The organism is Collinsella aerofaciens (genome assembly GCF_040910265.1).
GTDB classification, from domain to species: domain Bacteria; phylum Actinomycetota; class Coriobacteriia; order Coriobacteriales; family Coriobacteriaceae; genus Collinsella; species Collinsella aerofaciens_BK.
Genome location: NZ_JBDGAW010000002.1, coordinates 76,212 through 99,264 on the forward strand (window position 1 = coordinate 76,212; position 23,053 = coordinate 99,264).

General features: G+C 60.1%; 19 protein-coding genes and 1 riboswitch. Of the genes, 10 read left to right on the forward strand and 9 right to left on the reverse strand.

Annotation, left to right across the window (positions count from 1 at the left end):
* Nucleotides 1-127: 127 nt before the first annotated feature.
* Entirely contained in the window at nucleotides 128-1,540 is a 1,413-nt protein-coding gene (locus tag AB5Z14_RS01860; protein WP_368130037.1) for an MFS transporter, read from the reverse strand.
* Between the two features lie 204 nt (nucleotides 1,541-1,744).
* Between AB5Z14_RS01860 and AB5Z14_RS01865 the strand changes: the two genes are divergently transcribed.
* The gene (locus tag AB5Z14_RS01865) at nucleotides 1,745-2,155 is read left to right on the forward strand and encodes a peptide deformylase (protein WP_368130038.1); all 411 of its coding nucleotides are present in this window, start codon (nucleotides 1,745-1,747) and stop codon (nucleotides 2,153-2,155) included.
* A gap of 75 nt (nucleotides 2,156-2,230) precedes the next feature.
* On the opposite strand, the gene AB5Z14_RS01870 is transcribed toward AB5Z14_RS01865, so the two are convergent.
* Complete coding sequence (locus AB5Z14_RS01870; RefSeq protein WP_368130104.1) at nucleotides 2,231-3,712, reverse strand: aminotransferase class I/II-fold pyridoxal phosphate-dependent enzyme; 1,482 nt, start codon at nucleotides 3,710-3,712, stop codon at nucleotides 2,231-2,233.
* A 201-nt stretch (nucleotides 3,713-3,913) separates the two neighbouring features.
* Nucleotides 3,914-4,771, reverse strand: a complete 858-nt coding sequence (locus AB5Z14_RS01875; RefSeq protein WP_368130039.1) for a LysR family transcriptional regulator — start codon at nucleotides 4,769-4,771, stop codon at nucleotides 3,914-3,916.
* A 118-nt stretch (nucleotides 4,772-4,889) separates the two neighbouring features.
* Between AB5Z14_RS01875 and AB5Z14_RS01880 the strand changes: the two genes are divergently transcribed.
* Nucleotides 4,890-5,801 carry a DMT family transporter gene (locus AB5Z14_RS01880; protein ID WP_368130040.1) on the forward strand — a complete coding sequence of 304 codons (912 nt, stop codon included), beginning with the start codon at nucleotides 4,890-4,892 and terminating at the stop codon, nucleotides 5,799-5,801.
* 135 nt (nucleotides 5,802-5,936) lie between these two features.
* Nucleotides 5,937-8,186, forward strand: coding sequence for a KUP/HAK/KT family potassium transporter (locus AB5Z14_RS01885; protein ID WP_368130041.1), 2,250 nt, complete (start codon nucleotides 5,937-5,939; stop codon nucleotides 8,184-8,186).
* 79 nt (nucleotides 8,187-8,265) lie between these two features.
* On the opposite strand, the gene bsh is transcribed toward AB5Z14_RS01885, so the two are convergent.
* Nucleotides 8,266-9,231, reverse strand: coding sequence for a choloylglycine hydrolase (gene bsh / locus AB5Z14_RS01890; RefSeq protein WP_368130042.1), 966 nt, complete (start codon nucleotides 9,229-9,231; stop codon nucleotides 8,266-8,268).
* Between the two features lie 135 nt (nucleotides 9,232-9,366).
* Entirely contained in the window at nucleotides 9,367-9,786 is a 420-nt protein-coding gene (locus AB5Z14_RS01895) for a peptide deformylase (protein ID WP_055250721.1), read from the reverse strand.
* Nucleotides 9,787-9,979: 193 nt separating this feature from the next.
* Between AB5Z14_RS01895 and AB5Z14_RS01900 the strand changes: the two genes are divergently transcribed.
* The 4 genes from AB5Z14_RS01900 (at nucleotide 9,980) to AB5Z14_RS01915 (ending at nucleotide 16,145) form a co-directional block, all read left to right on the forward strand.
* Nucleotides 9,980-11,293 (forward strand): NCS2 family permease, encoded by a 1,314-nt coding sequence (locus AB5Z14_RS01900; RefSeq protein ID WP_368130043.1) that lies wholly within the window; start codon nucleotides 9,980-9,982, stop codon nucleotides 11,291-11,293.
* 207 nt (nucleotides 11,294-11,500) lie between these two features.
* Complete coding sequence (locus tag AB5Z14_RS01905) at nucleotides 11,501-13,288, forward strand: LPXTG cell wall anchor domain-containing protein (protein WP_368130044.1); 1,788 nt, start codon at nucleotides 11,501-11,503, stop codon at nucleotides 13,286-13,288.
* 271 nt (nucleotides 13,289-13,559) lie between these two features.
* Nucleotides 13,560-15,272 (forward strand): hypothetical protein, encoded by a 1,713-nt coding sequence (locus AB5Z14_RS01910; protein WP_368130045.1) that lies wholly within the window; start codon nucleotides 13,560-13,562, stop codon nucleotides 15,270-15,272.
* Nucleotides 15,273-15,479: 207 nt separating this feature from the next.
* Nucleotides 15,480-16,145 (forward strand): alpha/beta hydrolase, encoded by a 666-nt coding sequence (locus AB5Z14_RS01915; RefSeq protein ID WP_368130046.1) that lies wholly within the window; start codon nucleotides 15,480-15,482, stop codon nucleotides 16,143-16,145.
* A 57-nt stretch (nucleotides 16,146-16,202) separates the two neighbouring features.
* Here AB5Z14_RS01915 and AB5Z14_RS01920 read toward each other — a convergent pair whose 3' ends face one another.
* The 4 genes from AB5Z14_RS01920 to AB5Z14_RS01935 all read right to left on the reverse strand — a co-directional run bounded on the left by AB5Z14_RS01920 (nucleotide 16,203) and on the right by AB5Z14_RS01935 (nucleotide 20,764).
* Nucleotides 16,203-17,537, reverse strand: coding sequence for a uracil-xanthine permease family protein (locus AB5Z14_RS01920; RefSeq protein ID WP_368130047.1), 1,335 nt, complete (start codon nucleotides 17,535-17,537; stop codon nucleotides 16,203-16,205).
* A 122-nt stretch (nucleotides 17,538-17,659) separates the two neighbouring features.
* On the reverse strand, nucleotides 17,660-18,793 hold the full coding sequence (locus AB5Z14_RS01925) for a 5-methyltetrahydropteroyltriglutamate--homocysteine S-methyltransferase (RefSeq protein ID WP_368130048.1): 1,134 nt from the start codon (nucleotides 18,791-18,793) through the stop codon (nucleotides 17,660-17,662).
* Between the two features lie 155 nt (nucleotides 18,794-18,948).
* Nucleotides 18,949-19,845 carry a LysR family transcriptional regulator gene (locus AB5Z14_RS01930; protein ID WP_368130049.1) on the reverse strand — a complete coding sequence of 299 codons (897 nt, stop codon included), beginning with the start codon at nucleotides 19,843-19,845 and terminating at the stop codon, nucleotides 18,949-18,951.
* Nucleotides 19,846-19,855: 10 nt separating this feature from the next.
* Nucleotides 19,856-20,764, reverse strand: coding sequence for an HAD-IIB family hydrolase (locus tag AB5Z14_RS01935; protein ID WP_368130050.1), 909 nt, complete (start codon nucleotides 20,762-20,764; stop codon nucleotides 19,856-19,858).
* A 161-nt stretch (nucleotides 20,765-20,925) separates the two neighbouring features.
* Nucleotides 20,926-21,036: riboswitch (TPP riboswitch) on the forward strand.
* 51 nt (nucleotides 21,037-21,087) lie between these two features.
* Between AB5Z14_RS01935 and thiM the strand changes: the two genes are divergently transcribed.
* From thiM to AB5Z14_RS01950, 3 genes are read left to right on the forward strand one after another with little or no spacing between them, the layout of a single operon-like run.
* On the forward strand, nucleotides 21,088-21,927 hold the full coding sequence (thiM, locus tag AB5Z14_RS01940) for a hydroxyethylthiazole kinase (RefSeq protein ID WP_368130051.1): 840 nt from the start codon (nucleotides 21,088-21,090) through the stop codon (nucleotides 21,925-21,927).
* Between the two features lie 3 nt (nucleotides 21,928-21,930).
* A complete protein-coding gene (locus AB5Z14_RS01945) occupies nucleotides 21,931-22,272 on the forward strand; it encodes a thiamine-binding protein (protein WP_022093950.1) in 342 nt (113 codons plus the stop codon).
* Nucleotides 22,269-22,964, forward strand: coding sequence for a thiamine phosphate synthase (locus AB5Z14_RS01950; RefSeq protein ID WP_022093951.1), 696 nt, complete (start codon nucleotides 22,269-22,271; stop codon nucleotides 22,962-22,964). Before AB5Z14_RS01945 ends, AB5Z14_RS01950 begins: the two co-directional genes overlap by 4 nt.
* Nucleotides 22,965-23,053 lie beyond the last annotated feature (89 nt).

Below are 23,053 nucleotides of genomic sequence, written 5' to 3' on the forward strand. Positions count from 1 at the left end.
CATCATCGCCCCATTCGCGGGGCCCGTCGCGCACTCTTTGCGCTTTAAACATTCATGCCTCTCGGCAAAACGTCCATTAGTTTATGGTGTCGCCATTCAATCTAGCTGCAGAATCTATGTGCACACATTAATGCGACATGTGCGACTCGCGACGAGCGTACACAACCGATACCACAAATCCGACCACGGCAATTACAGCCGCCACACGCACGGCTACCGCAAATCCAATCGCCTGGGCAACGTCGGTCGCAGTGCCAACGGCGCCGGCAGTCGCCGCAGAACTCGAGAGCAGGCCGATAAACAGCGACGGGCCAAACGATGCGGCAATCATGTTCCACGTGTTGAGCAATGCCGTTCCGTGAGGATGCTCAGCGGCAGGCAGCGTCTCCAAGCCGGCCGTCTGCGAGGGGCTTAGCACCAAACCGACTCCGGCATACACCACAACGGTCAGCGCCACGACAACGCCGATGTTCATGCTTGCCGCCGTCATCGAGATGGCAGTCTGTCCCACGGCGATCAGGGCAAAGCCAATCGGCAGCAGTGGCCATGCGCCACGGGCGTCCATCACGCGTCCGCCCACAATCGAGGTCACGGCGTTACAGGCAATCGCCGGCAAAATGAGCAAGCCCGCAATAAGTGCGGTCATGCCGTATGCGCCCTCAAAATAGAGCGGCAACAAAACGCTCATCGAGAACGTTGTCATCATCGACACCACCACAAGCAGACACGCAGGCCAAAAACGAACGCTCGCCATGGGACGCACGTTAAGCACCGGATGCTCGAGCTTGAGCTGGCGGGCCGCAAACAGGCCGAGCAGCACAATGGCGGCGAAGAGTGTCACGATGCCGGCAATCAGATTGGTCGAGAACTCGCCTACGGAATACACAAAAGCCGTAATACCGGCGGCGAGCAAAACTACCGACAGAATATCAAGCGTGGTGTTCGAACGCTCTCCGACATTCTGAACACGCTTTACGCCCGCCGCAGCGACCACAATGCCGCCCACCAGCGGCACTACGAACACCGCCCTCCAGCCAAACAACGTGCACATTAGACCGCTGATCACAGGTCCAAACGCCGGCCCCAGCGTAATGCAGGCACCGCCCAGGCTCAGATACAGGCCAAGCTTCTCGCGCGGGGCGCAAGACAGCACCACGTTCATCATGAGTGGGAACAAGATGCCCGATCCCGCAGCCTGCAAAATACGGCTTGGCAGCAAAACGCTAAACGACGGAGCGAACAGGCACAGGACTTCGCCGGCGACCATGCATCCGCATGCGAAAAACAGCAGCTTGCGCGTCGAGAAACGGCCGGACAGAAAGGCCATAATGGCCGTAAAGATCGACGTCACGATCATGTAGCCCGAAACAAGCCACTGCGCCGTGGTGGCACTCACCGAAAAGGCCGCCATAATGTCGTGCAACGCCACGTTAATGATGTTCTCGTTAAACGCGGCGACAAAGGCTGCAGCATACATTACGACGAGAATCGCCGAGGCTGTCGACGGTGATTGAGTTTGCTTTTGGGATTTGGTCCCCATGAAATTCCTTCCTCTTAGAACGACAATCGCATCGCCCCAGAGGAACGGTCCAGGGCGAAAATGAGCCCTAGACTTACGCCAGACGCCGTACACGACGAATCTGACAACATGGTCCAACGTCGAAAGATTGTAACGCGGACGCGCAGCTTTCCTTCCGCGCTATTATTAAAAGTCCACGAAAGCATGAGACATGAGGAGCCCGCCATGATTAAGCCCATCATGAAATCCGAGTTCTTTTTGCGCCTGCCTTCCGAAGACGCGGGGCCCGACGATGCCGCGACCGGGCAGGACCTCCTGGATACGCTCCACGAGCATGAGCACGAGTGCGTGGGCCTCGCCGCCAACATGATCGGCGTGCGCAAGCGCATCATCTGCGTAAAGGACGGCAGCAAATCGCTGCTCATGTACAACCCGCAAATTCTTGAGCAGGTCAACGCCTACCAGACGAGCGAAGGGTGCCTCTCGTTGGCCGGCGAGCGTCCCTGTACCCGCTATCGCCGCATCAAGGTTGAGTATTTGGACGAGAACTTCGTCCACCGCATCAAAAACTTCTCGGGCTACACCGCCGAAATCATCCAACACGAAATCGATCACTGCAACGGGATTGTTATATAGTTCCGCCGATTCAAGAAAGCTCCCTGCAGCAAAACAACTGCAGGGAGCTTTTCATAGTGCGGAGCTTCTATCCCACTAGCTCTGGCGGTAATGATCGAAGAAGTCGGCGAGGTCTTCGAGGGACTCTTTGAGCACTTCCATGCGCGGCAGGTACACGATGCGGAAGTGGTCGGGCTCGGCCCAGTTAAAGCCGCCGCCGCGCGTGATCAGGATCTTCTTCTCGTGCAGCAGGTCGAGGGCAAATTGCTCGTCATCGGTGATGTTGAACTTTTTAACATCCATCTTGGGGAAGATGTAGAACGCCGCACGCGGCTTGACCACCGAGATGCCATCGATCTTGTTGAGCGCCTCATACACAAAGTTGCGCTGCTCGTAGACACGGCCGCCGGGGCGGATGTAGTCGTTAACCGACTGATGGCCGCCGAGCGCCGTCTGGACGATCGACTGAGCCGGCACGTTGGAGCACAGGCGCATGTTGGAGAGCATGTTGATGCCCATGATGAAATCGCTCATACAGCGCTGGTTGCCCGAAAGCACCATCCAGCCGATGCGATAACCCGCAATCATATGCGACTTGGAAAGGCCGCTAAAGGTGACGCAGGGCAGATCGGGAGCGAGCGAGGCAATCGAGACGTGCTCGTAGCCGTCCATGCATAGGCGGTCGTAGATCTCATCGGCAAAGATCATGAGCTGGTGCCTGCGCGCAACCTCAACGATGCCCTCGAGCACCTCGCGCGGGTAGACCGAGCCCGTGGGGTTGTTGGGGTTGATGATGACGAGGGCCTTGGTCGCGCTCGTGATCTTGGACTCCATATCCTCCAGGTCGGGATACCAATCGGCCTGCTCATCGCACAGATAGTGCACGGGATGGCCGCCGGCAAGGGTTGCGCACGCCGTCCAAAGCGGATAGTCGGGGCTGGGGATCAGAATCTCGTCGCCATTGTCGAGCAGAGCGTTCATCGAAAGCTGAATGAGTTCGGACACGCCGTTGCCCGTGTAGATGTGCTCCATCTGAACATTGGGCAGGCCCTTGATCTGCGAGTACTGCATAATCGCCTTGCGCGCAGAGAACAGGCCGCGCGAGTTGGAATAGCCTTCGCAGTCGGGCAGCTGCTGGCGCATGTCCTTGATGACCTCGTCGGGCGTGCGGAAACCGAAGGGCGCCGGATTGCCGATATTGAGCTTGAGGATGCGCTCGCCCTCGTCCTCCATACGGGCAGCCTCGTCGACGACGGGACCGCGCACGTCATACAGGACGTTATCGAGCTTGGTGGATTTAGAAAAAGTACGCATGGTGGTGCTCCTTGGAATTTGAGCTGAGGGACTAGGTTCGGATTTGGCAACGTTATGGGACGAGGACGTCTCACCTTGGTCGGCGTCACCGGCGAGCAGCCAGGTAACATCGACCTCCAAAATGCGGGCGAGTAGCTCTGCCACATCGCGCCGCGGAATCGTCTTGCCGCTCACATATTGGCTCATCTGACTCTTGCCGAGTTTTTTGCCGAGCATCTCCGATGCGCGGATTACGTCCGACTGGCGAACGTCGCGATCGGACATAGTCTGTCGCAGGCGATCGCTAAACGTCTCTTGGGCCACTAGAACCTCCTTGCTGGCAAAGTTCAATTTATAGAACACGAATTGAACCAAAGTTCAATTTAGCAAGCAGTATAGCGCGGCGCATTATCCGGAAGTTCAATTTCACAATAAAATGTACCGGACTCTGAGATTTGCCCAAAGCGGACAATGACGCGCACACGTTTAGAGGTATTCGAGGAAACGGGCGGTAGCAAGCGAAACATCGGCCGTGCGATATATCGCGTTGATCTGCCGATGAGGACGTCCCTCGAGCGGGCGCACGGCGACATCGAACTGACAGCGCCGCAAGATGAGCGCCGGAAGAATGCTCACGCCCAGGCCGTCCTCGACCATAGCCATAATCGCATAGTCATCCCAGGTCGACAGCTTAGAACGCACCGCCAGGCCCGTGCGGCGAAACAGCGGCGTAATCTCGTCGTCGCCACCGCGTTCCAGCAGAATAAACTGCTCGTTTGCCAAATCGGCAAGGGAAACGACCTCCGCGGTGGCAAGCGAGGAGTCCGCTGGCACCACGGCCATCAGCTCGTCTTGCACCAACGGCCGCGACGCCATGCCGGTGCCGCGTGGCTCGCGCGGGATAAAGCCCAGGTCGCAGCGGCCTTCCGCCACCCATTGCTCAATCTCGGAGTAATCACCCATCAACAGCTCGTAATCGACATCCGGATGATCGGCGCGAAAGCGCGCAATCACCGGCGGCAGCACGTGGGTCGCCACACTCGAAAACGTACCGATGCAGATCTTGCCACGCATGAGCCCACGCATCTCGTCCACGCGTCGCTGTAGGCGGCCAAACTCTTCGCATAACGCCTCGACTGCCGGCATGACCTGCCGCCCGTCGGCAGAAAGCACCACGCCCTCGCGGCTGCGATCAAGCACCTTAAAACCCCAGTCTGCCTCAAGGTCGCCCACCATGCGGCTTACGCCCGACTGCGAATAGCTCAGGCGCTCAGCAGCACGCGTAAAGCTGCCGGCACGCACCGTCTCAAGCAGCACTTGCATCTTTTGGATATTGGCCTCCACGGCACGTCCCCACCTTTTCATGAGTTTTTATCATGTTTGCCATGCATTATATTCGCTTTTCTTCTAAAGCCAGTTCACCCATAGTGAACATGCTCGGATATAGAGGGGATGTCAGCGTATGAACAACGGACTGTTTACGTACTTAGCAGCATTGCTATTGTTTGGCTCCAACGGCATCATCGCCGCTGCTATCGCGCTGCCGAGCTCCGATATCGTGTTACTACGCACGTTTTTGGGCGCGCTCTCGCTTGTCACCGTCCTCGCCATCACCCAACGCCATAAGTTGCAGGCGCCATCTCGCCCCCGCGAAGCCGCAGCCCTCCTCCTTTCGGGAGCCGCGCTGGGCGCCAGCTGGATTTTTCTGTTCCGCGCCTACCAGACGATCGGCGTCGGCGCATCCTCGCTGCTGTACTATTGCGGCCCTATCATTGTCATGGCGCTCTCCCCGCTCATCTTTGGCGAAAAGCTGACCGGCGGAAAAATCGCCGGGTTTATCGCCGTCGCCTGCGGCGCTTTTCTCATTGCAGCGCAAGGTCTAGGCGGCAACATGCCCATTGCGGGCATCGTCTGCGGCATCGCCTCGGCATTTTGCTATGCACTGATGGTCATCGCCAGCAAGGGCGCGCCGCACATCGAGGGTCTCGAGAACTCCGCGCTCCAGGTGAGCGCCGCCTTTGTGACCGCGCTGGTCCTCACGCTCGTCACCCAAGGCGTCCCCTCATTCCTGTCCGCCGGTGTCGCCGCCAGTATTGATTGGCGTGCCGTCGTCATGCTCGGCGTCGTCAACACCGGCATCGGCTGCCTGCTCTACTTTAGCGCTGTCGCCAAACTGCCCGTGCAGACCGTCGCCGTCGTCGGCTACCTCGAGCCGCTTTCGGCCGTCGTGTTCTCGGCCGTCCTTTTGGGCGAAACCATAACACCGGTCCGCCTGATGGGTGCCGCACTTATCATCGGCGGCGCGCTCTTTTGCGAACTCGCCGGCAAACGCGCAAGCGCCAAAGCCGGTATCGCTCAAGCAGCACGTGCTTAATAGCCCCCGCTTTGAAATGCTGCCTGCGTATATGAATAATCCCCATCTGGGGATTATTGTCTAAAGCTAACCAATGTGCCAAACTGCTCTTGTATAAAGATGGCATAAAGGTCTACTGCTCTTGGCAGAGGCCGGATGTCTAAGGGAGTCCACGTGGCACACAACGAACTGGAGGCAAGCCTCCAAGACCAGCGTAGTCAAGGCGGGCATGGAGCCATTCCCCTCTCCGCTGGCATGCTGCTCGTAACGCTCGGCGTCGTCTATGGCGACATCGGCACGAGCCCCATGTACACCATGAAATCAATTGTCGCCAACAACGGCGGCATCGGCACCGTCAGTGAGGACATGATCCTGGGCGCGCTCTCGCTCGTCATCTGGACCATGACGCTCGTGACCACGGTCAAGTACGTGGTAATCGCCATGAAGGCCGACAACCACAACGAAGGCGGCATCTTCGCCCTGTTCAGCCTGGTGCGCAAAGTGGCACCATGGCTGATTCTGCCCGCCATGATCGGCGGCGCAGCGCTGCTTGCCGACGGCATCCTCACCCCCGCCGTCACGGTCACCACAGCCATCGAGGGTCTGCGCACCATCGAATGGGGCCACGCGCTTTTGGGTGACGGGCAAACCAATGTGATCATCATCACCATCATCATTATCTGTGGTCTGTTTGCCATGCAGCGCGCCGGCACCTCGTCAATCGGCAAGCTCTTCGGTCCGCTCATGACGCTATGGTTCCTGTTCCTGGCGGGCGCCGGCTTGTTCAACATGCTCGGCAACCTGTCCATCTTGCGCGCACTCAACCCCATCCGCGGCATCATGTTCCTGTTCTCGCCCATCAACCACTCGGGCATCATGGTGCTCGGCTTTGTCTTTCTGTCGACGACCGGCGCCGAGGCGCTCTATTCGGACATGGGCCACGTGGGCAAAGCTAACATTTACGCATCCTGGCCGTTTGTTAAGGCGGCCCTTATCCTTAACTATCTGGGTCAGGGCGCTTGGCTGCTCGCCAACAACTCCAATCCCCAGATGCTCGCGATGGACATCGTCAACCCGTTCTATATGATGCTCCCCGAGCCCCTGCGCCCCTTTGCCATCGTACTTTCGGCCGTGGCGGCCATCATCGCCTCGCAGGCGCTCATCACCGGCTCGTTCTCGCTGGTATCCGAGGCCACGCGTCTCAATCTTATGCCGCACCTGCGCATCCACTACCCCAGCGACACCAAGGGCCAGCTCTATATTCCGCTCGTCAACAACATCATGTGGGTCGGCTGCATCTTCATCGTGCTGCTGTTCCAAAACTCCGAGCGCATGGAGAGCGCCTACGGCCTCGCCATTACCGTGACCATGCTCATGACCACGACGCTTTTGACGAGCTATATCGCCGGCATCCTCAAGCACAAGCTGGGCGCCTGCGTCTTCGCCCTGCTCTTCGGTGCCATTGAGCTGTGCTTCTTTGCCTCGTGCCTCACCATGTTCTTTGACGGCGGCTATGTGATGATCTTCCTGGCCGCACTGTTGTTTGGCCTTATGTACGTGTGGCGCCGTGGCACCGCCATCGAGCGCACGCAGACGATTCTGTTGCCCGTCTCCAAGTACATCGATCAGCTCAACCGCCTGCGCAACGACGAGACCTATCCCGTGCTCGCCGACAATCTGGTATTTCTCACCAACAGCCCCGACCCGCTCACGCTCGACCGCGACGTGCTCTATTCCATCCTGGACAAGCACCCCAAGCGCGCCAAGGCATATTGGTTCATCAACGTGCACGTTACCGACGAACCCTATACGCACGAGTATTCCGTCGAGACCTTTGGCACAGACTTCCTCTTCCGCGTTCGCCTGGACCTGGGCTTTAAGGTCAACCAGCGCGTCAACGCCTATCTGCGTCAGATCGTCGGCGACTTGATGGCATCGGGCGAGCTGCCGCCGCAACATCACACCTACTCTATCTACGAGACACGCGGCAACGTGGGCGACTTCCGCTTTTGCATGCTGCGCAAGATGCTCGCCCCCGAGACGGACATCAACCGCAACGACCACCGTGTGATGGCCATCAAGTACGCCGTCCGCCGCGCCTGCGGAAGCCCGGCACGTTGGTATGGTCTCGAGAACTCGGCCATCATCATTGAGTACGTACCGCTCTTTGCCCGCATGCGTCCGGCCGTCAAACTTGTGCGCACCCAGGTGCCGCTCGAGATCCTGATCGAAGAGGCCGAGGAAATGGAAGTCGACATCTTCTCGGACGACCTGGTCAACGGCAACGAAGCCGGCAAGAGTATGAACGTCGATCCCACCGAGCTGCTCGAGAGCATCGCCGATACGCCCGAGCAACAGCAACTCGACGGACTCGAGAGCGAACAACTCAACGACGCCAACTTCTAGCGACGTCACAAATCGACGACAGCGGCCCTGCATCTCACGGGAGACGCAGGGCCGCTTTGCATTGCAGTAAAGCTATCGGCTACGAACGGCGCGGCTCGGGAACCACGAGCCTATCGGGGCTCGCGCCCTCGGCATCCATCAGGCACACGTAGCGAATCGACGGATCCCCATACATCGCGTAGTAATAATTGCCCGTGCGCGCGCTAAAGCATCCGGTGTAGATAGTCTTCTCGAACTTGCCATCGCCCATCCTGGACGCCCCCTCAATCATCACCACGCCCTCGAGCGAGCGGAACATGCGGACGACGTTTTCGGTCTCGCTCTCCTTTTGCGGGTAATTGGCATTGAGGTACGCCGCCTTTACAAAACGGCTCGGCGAATAGCAATCGCCCGGAATGCCGCGCATGCCGGCACCCGCGCCATAGGGCTTGAGCTCGGCGCCACGCCATGTCGCCGTCTGCGGAAAATCGCTTGTGGCGGTGATATAGGTGCGGAGGTTTTCCATGTGCCACGGGAAGGTCGGCTGGTTGGCAAGGGTGTCGACCGGATCGTCGTATACATGCAGGCCGTCAGCCATCATCTCGACCACGATGCTGCGCTGGCTGTCGCCGATAATCCAATGGAGCAGCGACACGCCCAGCCCCTCTCCGGCAGATTTGGCGACAATCACCGTATCGCGCAGCGCGGCCTCGACCTCATCGACCGTCGAGAACGTCGCTGCCACCCAGAGGGGAAACTCGTAGGCCGCGATATTGGTCTTGCCGTCGACAGGGCCCTCGGCATACTCGGCATAGCCGGGAAAGTTGAGCCCCGCCACAGCCAGACCCGCATCGTTACCGCAATCGAAAAACATGGGGTAGTTCTTGTAATCGATGCACATACCGATCACCGCGTGTGCCGCTGTCGCGTCGTCGATAAACGAATACGGAATGTGAAACCCGCGCGGCATCACGCGAACCTGTTGGCCGTAGTCAAAGCTCCAGTCGAGGTTGCGGCCCAGATACATGTGGCCAGAATTATCGGTAAATCGAATACTCGTACACATAGCGCCTCCTAGCTTCACGTTCTCGCTAAGTTCATTGTCACCAAACAAAAAGGCGCTAAACACAAAAGCCCGGACATGGCAACAATGTCATACCCGGGCTCAAAGACCGCAAATTCGGTCCCCAATTGAACCGCTCTAGACGAGTTTGCCTAAGCAGTGATCAATCATGTGTTGAATCATTTGTGCCTCGAAGCCCACAAAGTCCTGCTTGCGCTCGCGCATCTTGCCGTCGACGATCTGGTCAAAGGCAACCTTGCACTTGATATAGCGCGTGGACTTGGTGACCTCCTCGTGCGTCAGGCAGCTCTCCTCCATCTTGCTGGCACCCAGGCCAAACACCAGACGGGGGTTGTAGAGCACATGGGGCTCGCCGGCATCGTCCAGGTAGACGCAGACCTTCTTGGTGACGCCGATCTGGTTGGCGGCAAGGCAGCCGGCATCGTCGAGCGACTTGATGGTATCGATCAGGTCCTGTGCCACCGACTCGTCCTCGACGGTCGCGACCTCGCAACGCTGGGACAGAATAGCCTCGTCGTGGCAGAGCTCTTTAATCATACGTTCCTCCATAGGGGTCGTTGTAACTGCTTAAGTATACGGTACCCACACATTTTCATGCGGAAAATACCGCCCGTCCGCTACAAAGCGCCGAACATCAACATGTGAGGAACAGCAAGGTTGTAAAGGCGATATAGTGAGTGAGTTCGTGTCAATCGGCCTAAACTCGGGGCCGAACAAGGAAAGGGTATGCATGGACGAACTATTTCACGTCAGCGAGCGCAAGTCCACAATCGGGACCGAACTTCGCGCTGGACTGACAACGTTCCTGGCGATGGCCTACATCATTGCCGTCAACCCCGCGGTGCTCTCGGGCGCCGGCATCGATGCGGGAGCGCTCGCCTGCGCCACTTGCCTGGGCGCCGGCATCATGACCATCTGCATGGGCATCTTCGCCAACCGCCCGCTCGCCTGCGCTTCGGGCCTGGGCATCAACGCCATGATCGCGGGCATCGCCACCACCATGTGCGGCGGTGACTGGCACGTGGCCATGAGCGTTATCTTCCTCGAGGGTATCGTCATCTTGCTGCTCGTCCTTTGCGGCCTGCGCGAGGCCATCATGGACGCCATCCCCGTGGTCCTGCGCCACGCCATCTCGGTGGGTCTGGGCCTGTTCATCGCCATGATCGGCCTGTGCGACGCCGGCATCATCACCGCTGGCGCCGGTACGCTCGTCGGCCTGGGCGACATCGCCTCCCCCACCTTTATCGTCGGCATCATCTCCATCGTCGTGACGGTTGCCCTGGCTTCCCGCAACGTGCCGGGCTCGCTGCTCATCGGCATCATCGTCGCCGTTATCGCCGGCATCCCGTTGGGCGTCACCCACGCCCCCGAGGGCCTCATCGCACCGCTCGACTTCTCGACCTTTGGCGCCCCGTTTGCCAGCACCGCCGATGGCAACATGGCCATCGTGAAGGTTCTGACCGACCCGATGCTGCTCGTCGTTGCCTTCTCGCTGCTCATGAGTGACTTCTTCGACACCATGGGCACCGCGATGGCCGTCGCCAAGCAGGGCGAGTTCTTGACCGAGGACGGCAATGTCGAGGACATCCGTCCCATCCTGGTCGTCGACTCCGTGGCCGCTGCTGCCGGTGGCTTTATGGGCGTCTCCTCCATCACCACCTTCGTCGAGTCCACTTCCGGCGCCGCCGACGGTGGCCGCACGGGCCTCACCTCCGTCACCACCGGCGTGCTGTTCATTCTCGCCGCGTTCTTCTCCCCCATCGTCACCATCGTTTCCAGCGCCGCCACCTGCGGTGCTCTGGTCTACGTCGGCTACCTCATGATGAGCGAGGCCTCCGAGATCGACTGGTCCGACGTGTCGCAGGGTTTCCCGGCGTTCATGATTGTCGCCGGCGTGCCCTTTACCTACTCCATCTCTGCCGGCATTGGTCTGGGCTTTATCGCCTACGTGATCGTCGCGCTCTTTAAGGGCGAAGCCCCCAAGATCAAGCCGCTCATGTGGATCGCAGCCCTTGCCTTCCTCGTCTACTTCTTTGTAGCGTAGCGGCAAAGCTGCCAAAGCAGAACACCAAAGCGCGAAGTCGCAACGAGCGGCTCCGCGCTTTTCTTTTAAAGCCAGGCAACGCACGGACGCGCGATGTTGTGCTTCCCAAGTTTTGGACATTTTGCCCTCCAAACGGCACTACCGCCGGCTACATCCTGCAGATATGCTGGGCGTAATCGCATAGGCCCTATGAGGATGGGAGTAACCATGGCCGCCTTGTTCACGACCCCCAAGCGCAATGACAAAACCTCTGGAGCCCATTTTGTCGAGCCCGACGTGCGCCGTCGCACGCTGCTCGCACACGGCAGCTGGCGCCGCGTGACACGCCGCATCGTTGTAGGCGCCGTATGCGCGCTCACGGTGAGCTCGCTGCTCATGCCGAGCGTCTCGCTCGCGGCCGAGTGGGTGGACGTCGGCGGCGTCCGCCACGAAGCGGCCGCGGGGCCCGCGGGAGACGCCGCCGGCACCTGGGCCTGGGACGGCGCCAACGATATGAAGCTCAACGGCTATGACGGCGGTGCGATCAATGCTGCAGGCAAGCTCAACATTGCGTACGAGGGCAAGAACACCGTGAAAACCGAGCCCGATTACACCGGAGCCGCCATCAAAGCGCAGGATGGCACTAACCAGAAAGCGGAGTTGAACATAACGAGCTCGAATAGCACGGATGAGCTCAATGTGACAGCCGAGGCCGATGCAATTAAATCCACAGGCGACCTCTCCATTTCTGGCCCAGGCGCTGTGAACACCACGAGCGCTACTTCCGACGGAATTGAGGCAAAGGGCGACCTCTCTATCACGGGCTCGGGCACCGTGAATGCAACGGGCGGTACCGAAGGTATCCAATCCAAGGGCAAGACCACCATCGATTCCTCTGGCACGGTGATCGCTAAAGGAAGCGAAGGTTACGGCATCGCCGCGGGCAGTGACCTGATCATCAAAGGCGGTGGCAAGGTAGAAGCAAGCTCGATAGAAGAAACGGGGATTTGGGCTGACGGCAACATCGACATCTCGGGCGGCAGCCAGGTCAAGGCGAGCTCCGAGGGAGATCTTGCCGTCGACGCTGAGGGCAGTCTCGCGATCACGAACGCCTCCCTTGACGCAAGCGGTGTTGAATATGGTGTCTATGCCTACAAGGGCGTTACGCTCGATCACGCGACCGTGACGGTCCGTACAAGCGCGAGCGGCGGCCAGGCCATCGCCCTCATCACTGACGGGGACGACATCGTCATCAAGAATGGTTCCATCGTGGACGCGTTCGCGGAAGGCAAATTCTCGGTTGCAATCTCTACCAGAAACCACCAGCCAAACGTCGCTGGCGGACACATCTACATCAGCGACTCCGTTGTCAAGGCTATAGCCCGCTATGTCGAGTCCGGTAGCGACGGCCCCGATCGCTACAGCAACGACCAAAGCGGCGGGGTCATCCCTGAGCCTAGGGGTCTGAACATCGGTATCTTCGCCCAGACCTACGAGGGCATCGCGCCCGCGAGTATCTCGATCGTCCGCAGCAAGGTCACGGCCGAGGGAGACACGGCGGCAATCTTCGCTCTTGCCATAAGCGAGGATGGCAAGGCGATCGGCACCATCGAGATCGAAGGCGCTCCCATCCAGACGCCCGCAGGCGGCAAGATCATTAACTATCGCTACGAAGAAGAGTACGGCCCCAGCATCTCCTACGAGGCAGGTCAAACCATCGGCACGGGCGACATCACGATCGACTCCCCCTATAACGAAGCTGTCGCCAAGAGCACGGTCATCATGCCTCCCGAGGAGATCAAACCCGAGGAGAAGCCCGGCGAGACCAAGCCCGAGGGTTCCAAGTCCGAGGGCACGAAGACGACCAAGACCGTTGCAGTTGCAGCCACGGGAGCCAAGACCACCGGCAAGCTCGCGGCAACCGGCGACGCCTCGAACGCAGCCATCGTGGCAGCCGCCCTTGCAGGAACAGCCGCCATCGCCGCGGGCGCCGTGGTGAGCCGCAAGCGCTCGTAAACACTTTTTCGCACGGGACGGGTGGATCGCGGCCCTTGCCTTCCTCGTCTACTTCTTCGTAGCGTAAGGGCAAGGCTGCAAAAGCTGAACAATAAAGCGCGGAGTCGCCATGCGGCCCCGCGCTTTTCTTTTAGCGCCGGTCCCTGCGCCGGCGTGCGGCCTATTTCTCCCCCATTTTGGCCATTTTGCCCTCCAAACGGCACTACCGCCGGCAACATCCAGCAGATACGCTGAATCTAGTCGTATAGGCCCTATGAGAACGGGAGCAACCATGGCAGCCTTGTTCACGACCCCCAAACGCAATGACACTACCGCCGGAACCCATGTTGCCGAACCCGACGTTCGCCGTCGCATAGGACTCGCGCACGGCAGCTGGCGCCGCGTGACGCGCCGCATCGTCGCGGGCGCCGTGTGCGCGCTCACGGTGAGCTCGCTGCTCATGCCGAGCGTCTCGCTCGCAGCGGAATGGGTCAAGGTCGGCGGCAACAAGTACAACACCGCGGCGAGCGACGAGGCCGGTACCTGGTCGTGGGACGGCGCCGACGACTTGAAGCTCAACAACTATAACGGCGGCGAGATCCAGGCCGCAGGCAAGCTCAACGTGAATTACTCGGGAACCAACATCGTCACTGCCGAATGGATCGAAAGCATCAACGTTTTTCATGGCACTAACGAGAATGCCGAGCTCAATATCCAAGGCGACGAGGGCGGCACGCTCAGCGTGACATCTACTGAGGACGCTATCCTCTCCACGGGTAATATCAACATCGACGGAGCCGGATCCGTCAACGCCACGAGCACTGGATTTGATGCCATCAATGCCGGAGGTGATCTCGCTATCAAAGGTTCGGGCAACGTCAACGCCACGGGTGCATCGGATGGCATCAGGGCAAACGGCAATATCACGATTGACGACAGCGGAGCCGTCACCGCCAGGGCTACCAAGGACAAGGGTATTGGAGCCGACAAGAACCTCACCATCAAGGGTGGCGGGACGGTCGAGGCAAGCTCCGAGAAAGACGCTGCCGTCGAGGCCAAGGGCAGCCTCGCAGCCACAAACGCCTCCCTCAACGCAAACGGTGTTAAATATGGCGTCTATGCCAACAAGGGCATCACCCTCGATCATGCAAACGTGACGGTCCGTGCAGGTAAAGGCAGATACGGTGGCGCCATCGCCCTCTTCACCTACCAGGACGACATCGTCGTCAAGAACGGCTCCACCGTGGACGCGTTTGCGGAAGGCGAGGTTTCGGCTGCATTCTCCACCAGAAACGATCCACCCAACGAGAAGGGTGGCCACATCTACATCAGCGACTCCGTTGTCAAGGCCATAGCCCGCTATGTCGAGAACGGCGACGGCCCCACCCCCTACAGCGAAAAGCAAGATGGCGAGACGAGCCCCGAGCCCCAAGGCGAGAACATCGGCATCATCGCCCAGACCAGCGAGGGCGTCACACCCGCAGTCATCTCGATCATCCGCAGCAAGGTAACGGCCGAAGGAGATACAGCGGCAATCTTTGCCCGTGCCATGAGCGCTGACGGCAAGACAATCGGCACCATCAAGATTGAGAACGCCGCCATCCAGACGCCCGAAGGCGGCAAGGTCATTGACTATCGCAAGCTCCGTGACGGCATCTACGAGGCAGGCCAAGCCATCGGCACGGGCGACGCCACGGTCGACTCCCTCTATATCAAAGCAGTCGCCAAAAGTACGACCATCGCACCTCCCGAGGTAGCCAAGCCGGAAGACCCCAAGCCCGACGAGACCAAGCCCGCAGAAAGCAAGCCCGCGGAGTCCAAGCAGAACCCCAAGCCTGAGGGCTCAAAGCCGACCAAGGCCGTTGCGGCTTCAACCACGAAAGCCAAGACTACCGGCGTGCTCGCGGCAACCGGCGACACCTCAGGTGCGGCCATCGTGGCAACCGTCCTTGCGGGAACAGCCGCTATCGCCGCAGGCACCATGGCGAGCCGCAAGCGTTCTTAGACGCCTCTGCGCACATGGCAGCTCCCGCGAAGGCCCCGAGCCCCAGCACCGTTTAACAACGCCACCGCCGAGCTCCCCTCCGGCGGTGGCGTTTTCCATATGCGTCCGCAGGGTATGCACGAGATTGTCTTTGGTCTAGCCCAACCTGCATGAGCCGGCGTGCGACAATGGGGGCCGTCGATATCACAACGCTGAGAGAAGCCCGTCATGGAAGCACATCAAAAGCAGATAACCGTTTATTCGAATCATACGGAAAGCGCGCCTGTCATCTACCTTCCTGTGGTCGTGGGCGACGGCAGCGAGGTTTATGAGCACTGCCGAGAGCTCGACTGTCCGCCATTCACCCTCGTCGCCATTGGCGGGCTCGATTGGAATCGCGAGCTGAGCCCCTGGGCATGCGACGGGACTGTACGCGATGCCGAGCCCTTTGGTGGGCAGGCTGCCGGCTTTCTTGATGAGCTGCTGAATCAGATAATCCCCCAGGTCGAGTCGTCGCTTCCTCAGCCGCCCACCTGGCGCGGCATTGCCGGTTACTCGCTCGCGGGCCTCTTCGCACTCTGGTCCCTCTGGCAAACCGACACCTTTGACCGCGCCGCGAGCGCATCGGGGTCGCTATGGTTTCCCGACTTTGTCGACCGTGCCAGCACGGCCCCTTTTGCCGGCAGCCCGCAAGCCGTCTACCTGTCACTCGGCAAAAAGGAAACCAAGACGCCCAACCGCATGATGCGGCATGTACTCGACGACACACGCGCGATGGAAGCGTTGCTCGTCGAGCGCGGCATTCCAACAACGCTGGAGCTCAACCCCGGCAATCATTTTGCGCAAACCGATCTGCGCATGGCACGTGGCATTTACTGGATACTGACGCATTAAAAAAGGCGCCCACGCGTACGTCTGGGCGCCATTTTCTGATTTAGTTGAACGCAGCTGCTACTCAGCAGCCTCCTCGAGCTCGGAAACATCAAACTCAAAGTCGTTTCCTGGCAGAATGGCGTTGAGCACGATGCCCACCAGTGAGCCCACGGCAATGCCGGACAGCGAAATGGTCACGCCGCCCAGCTCCAACACGATGGCGCCGGCGGTGCTGTACGCGATGCCGAGCGAAAGCACGAGCACCAGCGCGGCAACCAGCACGTTGCGGTTGTTCTGGAAATCGACCTGGTTCTCGATGAGGTTGCGGACGCCCACAGCGCTGATCATGCCGTAGAGCACGAGCGACACACCGCCGATCACACACGCCGGCATGGCCGCAATGACAGCCGCGAACTTGGGGCAGAACGAAAGCACGATGGCGCAACACGCGGCAATTCGAATTACGCGCGGGTCGAACACGCGCGTCAGGGCGAGCACGCCGGTGTTCTCACCATACGTAGTGTTGGCCGGAGCGCCAAAGAGCGAAGCCAGAATCGTGGCAAGGCCGTCGCCGAGCAGCGTGCGATGCAGACCGGGATCGGCAATGTAGTTACGCTCGCAGGTGGAGCCAATAGCGGAGATATCACCGATATGCTCGATCATGGTTGCAAAGGCCAACGGCATGATGGTGATGATGGCGGTCGTGGCAAGGCCGCTATCGAACTGCGGCCCAAAGAGTGCAAACACGGTGTTGTCCCACACGATGGGCAAACCAACCCAGGGAGCGGCTGCGACGCCAGAAAAGTCGACCTCGCCCAGCGCAGCCGCAACGGCATAGCTCACCACGACGCCCAGCAGGATCGGCACGATCTTGACCATGCCGCGGCCCCAGATGTTGCAGATCACGATAACGGCAACGGCAATAACAGCCACAAACCAGTTGGTCTGGCAGTTGGCAATAGCGGAGCTCGCCAGAATCAGACCGATGGAAATGACGATAGGGCCGGTCACCACCGGCGGGAAGAAGCGCATGACGCGCTTGGCGCCAAAGGCGCGGAACAGGGCCGCCAGCACCGGATAGAGCAGGCCGGCACAAGCTACGCCCAGGCAGGCGTAGGGCAAAAGCTCGGTCTCGCCGTTGGGCGCGATTGCGGCATAACCGGCAATAAAGGCAAACGATGAGCCCAAAAATGCCGGCACCTTACCGCACGACAGGAAGTGGAACAGCAGCGTTCCCAAGCCGGCAAACAAAAGCGTCGCCGAAACCGAGAGACCGGTGAGCACGGGCACCAGCACGGTGGCGCCAAACATGGCAAACAGGTGCTGCAGACCGAGCAGGAACATGCGCGGGCGGCCAAGCGACGATGCATCGTAGATGGCATCGGTGACGGCGGGCGTCGAGGATTGGGACATGGATGTCCTTTCGAATGGAAGGGCGATCGGGCATATCGGATAACCCGCCCGAACGATACGATCCGAACCATTGTACGCGATACGCCATGTCTCGCACGCGCCGTCACCTGCGAACGTTACCGCTATTTCCAAACGCGCTCGGCAATACGCTTGACCAGCGCGATCTTTGCCCATTGCTCGTCCTCGGTCAGCTTGTTGCCAATCTCGCAGCTAGCAAAGCCGCACTGGGGCGACAGGTACAGGTTCTCGAGCGGCACGTACTTTGCGGCTTCGCGGATGCGCTCGACGATAACATCCTCGTTCTCGAGCTCTGCCGCCTTAGTGGTTACCAAGCCCAGCACGACCTTCTTGCCCGGGGCAACGTACTTGAGCGGCTCAAAACCGCCGGCGCGCGGCGTATCGAACTCCAGGTAAAATGCGTCGACATCCTCGTTTGCGAACAGGTACGGCGCGATGGGGTCATAGCCGCCCTCGAAGGCATAGGTAGAGTGGTAGTTACCACGGCACACGTGCGTGTTAATGACCAGGTCGTCGGGCTTGCCCTTGATGGCGGCGTTGTTGAGCGCCACACCAAGCTCGCTCACCTTTTGCAGGTCAACCGGGCTCATACCGGTCTTGGACACAAAGTCGGTATCGCAGTGGATGCCCCAGGTGCAGTCGTCGAACTGGATGTTACGGCAACCAGCGGCATAAAGGTCGGCGATCACGGTTCGATAAGCGGCTGCGATGGCGTCGGCAAGTTCCTCATCGGTCTTATAGACAGCGCGCAGGCTCTCCTGCTGGCCATCGCAGCGGTCGAGCGTGACTTCGGAGAACGTCTGGATCGGCGCCGGAATGGTTTGTCGCGCGACCTGGCCCTCCCCCTCGAGCGCCTTGACAAATTTAAAGTGCTCGACGAACGGATGGTTCTCGCCGCTAATGGGGCCGATTGCCACGGCGGTGTCGGCGGTAGTCTCCTCATCGTGGAACATATAGCCCGTACGCGAGGTGCGACGCTCGACGCCGTTGAGCCCCCACATAAAATCGAGGTGCCAGTAGCTGCGGCGAAACTCGCCATCGGTGATGACCTGCAGGCCGGCGGCTTTCTGCTTTGCCACCAAATCGCGAATGGCATCGTCCTCGACGGCCTTAAGCCCCTCGGCATCAAGCGTGCCCGCGGCGTAGGCGGCACGGGCGTCCTTCACGGCCTGGGGACGAAGAAAACTGCCGACGATATCGGCGCGAAACGGCGCGTTCGGTTGAATCGAAGTGCTCATAGATATCTCCCTTTGCATTGGTTGCTTTACTGGGACAGAGTATGAGCGTTCATATGGCCATCGTAAAATATGCGTTCATGACAGTTTGATATAGATGCTTCCTATATCAGTCTGGACTGTCATAAAGAGATTTGACCAGCGCGGAGCACAGCAGCCTAGATATGCTGACGAATCGCGTCGATATAGGCCTGCCCATAGCGCGTGAGCGTCGTGTTCTTGCGCGTGATGATGCCGATCTCCATGTACTCGTCCACATCGAGCGGAATCGAGATGATGCCGGGGCCGTTGAGCTCATGGCTGATCACGCCCGAACACACCGTGTAGCCGTTAAGGCCCATAGCCAGGTTGAACAGTGTCGCACGGTCACGCACGCGGATATTCTTGCGACGCTCAAACGTCGAGGTCAGTTCCTCGGAATAGTAGAACGAATTATAGCTGCCCTGCTCATAGGACAGGAACGGGTAGTCTTCCAAGTCCTCGAGCGTCACGCTCGAGCGACCCGCCAGCGGATGATCGGCGCATACAAAGACATGCGGCGCGGCGCAGAAGAGCCCCTCGAATACGAGCTCGTTGGCGGCGAGCATACGCTCGATAACCTCGCGGTTATGCTCGGACAGGTACAAGATGCCGAGCTCGCTTTTCATATGCGCGACGTCCTCGATAATCTCGTGAGTCTGCTCCTCGCGCAGGGTAAAATCGTAGCGCGCGGCATCGAACTCGCGGATCACATCGACAAACGCATTAACGGCAAAGGAATAATGCTGGCAGCTCACACTAAAGTGCGGCACCTGCTCGGACGCGCCCTTGTACTTGCCTTCGAGCAGATCGGCCTGGTCGAGCACCTGTCGCGCGTAGCCCAAGAAGGTCTCGCCCTCCTCGGACACAATGACACCCTTGTTGGTGCGCTCAAAGATGTGCACGCCCATCTCGTTTTCGAGGTCGCGGATCGACGCGGTAATCGAAGGCTGCGACACGAAGATCCGGCGCGAGGCCTCGGTGATGCTGCCGCATTCGGCAACTTTGACGACATACCTGAGCTGCTGAAGCTTCATAGCGCCCTCCCTAGACGTTCGTGACGTCAAGACCCGCCGCGTCCATCTGACGCATAAACGACGGCATCTCCCCCGTCGCGGCGCAGGCGGCAATCTGATGCAGAGCCCCGGCAACCGCATCGTCTGCCGCAGCGCCGATATGCCAGCGCGCGGCAGCCGTGACGGCCTCGTTGGCATTGGCGACTGCAACGGAGTTGGGGACGGCACCGATCATGGGCAGATCGTTATCGGAATCGCCAAATACGGCCACCTCGTCGGACGTCAGGTCCAAAGCGCGCGCCAACTCCAGCGCAGCGCAACCCTTGTCCCAACCTGCTGGAAGAATGTCGAACAGGCGCACACGATTGTTGGGAAACACGAGCGAGAGTTCCGGCACCTCAGCGGCAACGCGCTCGCGTAGCTCCGCGAGCTCCTCACGCGAACGAGCACTCCAGATATTCGCCTTGAACACCGACGCGTCATCGACGACAGGACGGCACGGGGCCTCTTCGCCCTTGAGCCATGCGTTGCCGCCCGACTCCATGGCGCGGCGCACGCGCTCGGGGTCGCTCGTCACGCAATAGGCATCGTTATCCCAAAAGTCGTCACCCAGGCTGTAGACCTTCAGATACGTATCGTCGGTCTCTTGCTCCAAGTAGTCAGCCAAGCGCATAAGGGCGGCGTTGTCGGTCGCATGCGAGGCTACCGCCTCGCCGTCCACAAACATGACCTGGCCGTTGCAGAACGCGCCGGTCGAGAAGCACTCGGAACGATTTTTGAACATCCAGCCCATCGCGGACGGCTGGCGACCCGAAACCGGGCCAAAGTGCAGACCCGCCGCCTGCATGGCATGAATGCCCTCGATGGCGTAGTCGCTGGCGCCGTCATGCCCGGCTGGAATCAGCGTATCGTCCATATCGGTCAGCACAAGTTTGATCATAGAATCCCCCAGTCATTTTCACCGTAACCATTGTAACGACCTGCCAATAAGGGACAGGTTTATTTTGGCAGGTTTTATCTGGGAAAATGCAACGCCCCAGTTGCCCCCTGCCAAAATAAACCTGTCCCTTTTTGGCAGGTGCGTTAGTATAGGGAACAACAGATTCGATGCGGGAGTGCCGGCGGTGCAAACCACAAGGCTGAGAGGGCATGGGGCCCAATCCTTTGAACCTGTCAGTTAATGCTGGCGTAGGGAGCATGCCGCCTTTACAGGGGCGCTGTCTATGCACAGCGCCCCTTTTCTATGCCAAGGAGGCATGTGCAGTGATTGATTCGGAACAGCTTAAGCAACATATGGTCAAGGCCGTGGAGGAGATTCGCGCCACCAATCCGATGGCCGGCTCCATCACCAACACGGTGACGATCGACTTTGTCGCCAACGCGCAGCTCGCCGTGGGCGGTTCGGCCGCCATGGTCTATCTGCCCGACGAGGGCGAGGCGCTCGTTGCCGGCGGCGGCGCCATCTATCTCAACATGGGCACGCTCTTCCCCATCTACGAGCAGACGATTCCCCGCGCGGCCAAGGCGGCACACGACGCCGGCAAGCCCTGGGTGCTCGATCCGGTGGGTCTGGGCATCGGCAGCCTGCGCACCCAGCTGGTAAACGAGCTCAAGCAGTACAAGCCCGCCATCGTGCGCGGCAACGCCTCCGAGATCATTGCACTCGCCGGCCTGTGGGGTCTTGAGGGCGAGGCGGCTGATCTGAGCCGCGTGCGCGGTGTCGATACCACCGACACGGTCGACGCCGCCCGCGATGCCGCCGTGGCGCTCGCCCGTTACACCGGCGGCGCCGTAGTGGTCTCGGGCGAAGTCGACCTGGTCACCGACGGCGCGACGGTGGCCAAGTCCCACGGCGGCAGCCCGCTCATGTCAAAGATCACCGGCTGCGGCTGCTCGCAGGGCGGCGTGCTGGCCGTGTACGCCTGCGTCACCGATCCGTTTACGGCGGCAGTCTGCGGCACCGCGGTCTACAACGTGGCCGGCACGCGTGCCGCCGCTGTCGCCGATGCCCCGGCAAGCTTTAAGGTCGCCTTTATCGACGAGCTCTACCGCGCGACCGCCCAAGACATCGCCAACAACCAGCTCGAGCTCGAGGAGGCATAAGCCATGTCCGAGCCCGCAACCAATACCGGCATGAACACGCTCGTCGCCGTGGCCATCGCCCCGTGCGGCACCGGCGATGAACTGTCCGCCGAGGTCGCCGAAGTCGTGCGTGTCATTCGCGAGAGCGGCCTTCCCAACCGCACCACCTCGATGTTCACCGAGATCGAGGGCGACTGGGACGAGGTCATGCAGGTCGTGCGTGATGCGACCTTTGTGTTGGCGAGCAAGGGCATCCGCACCGAAGTCGTGCTCAAGGCCGATATTCGACCCGGATTTACCGACACCATGACCGGCAAACTCGAGCGCATGGAAGCACAGATCAAAAAGCAGGAGGAAGCACGATGAGCATCCGCGACAACCTTGATATCTCGGCCTACCTGGTACTCGGCCCCGAAAACACGCTGGGACGTCCCGTGGGTGATGTGGTGGCCCAGGCGCTCGATGCCGGCTTTACCTGCATCCAGGTGCGCTCCAAGGTGGCAAGCGCCCGCGAGATCATCGCGCTGACCGGCGACGCCGCGCAGGCAATCGCACAGGCCGGCAAGACCGGTCAGGTCGCCTTGCTGATCGACGACCGCCTTGACTGCGTACTCGCCGCGCGCGAGCAGGGCATTGCCGTCGACGGCGTGCACGTGGGTCAGAGCGATATTCCCGTCGAGGTCTGCCGCAAGCTTCTGGGCCCCGATGCCATCGTGGGCCTTTCGGCCCGCTGCGAGGAGATGCTCGAGTACGTCAAGACCGCCGACATGAGCCTGGTCGACTACCTGGGCATCGGCCCGCTCCACGAGACCGAGACCAAGCGCGACTGCGGACGCGCAGCCGATGGCTCTATCATCACCAAGAGCTTTGAGGACCTGGCCGCACTCCACGCGGCAAGCCCCGTGCCCATCGTGGTGGGCGGCGGCGTCAAGACGGCCGACCTGCCGCAGCTCAAGGCCACCGGCGTCGATGGCTTCTTTGTGGTGAGCGCCGTCTGCAGTGCCGACGACCCTCACGCCGCGGCAAAGGAGCTCGTCGACACCTGGCAGCAGGCATAGGCATAAGCCGAGCAACTGCTCCGCGACTACAAATCTTCAGCTACGGAAAGCGCATCCCAGTTTGGACCCCCATTCTGGGATGCGCTTTC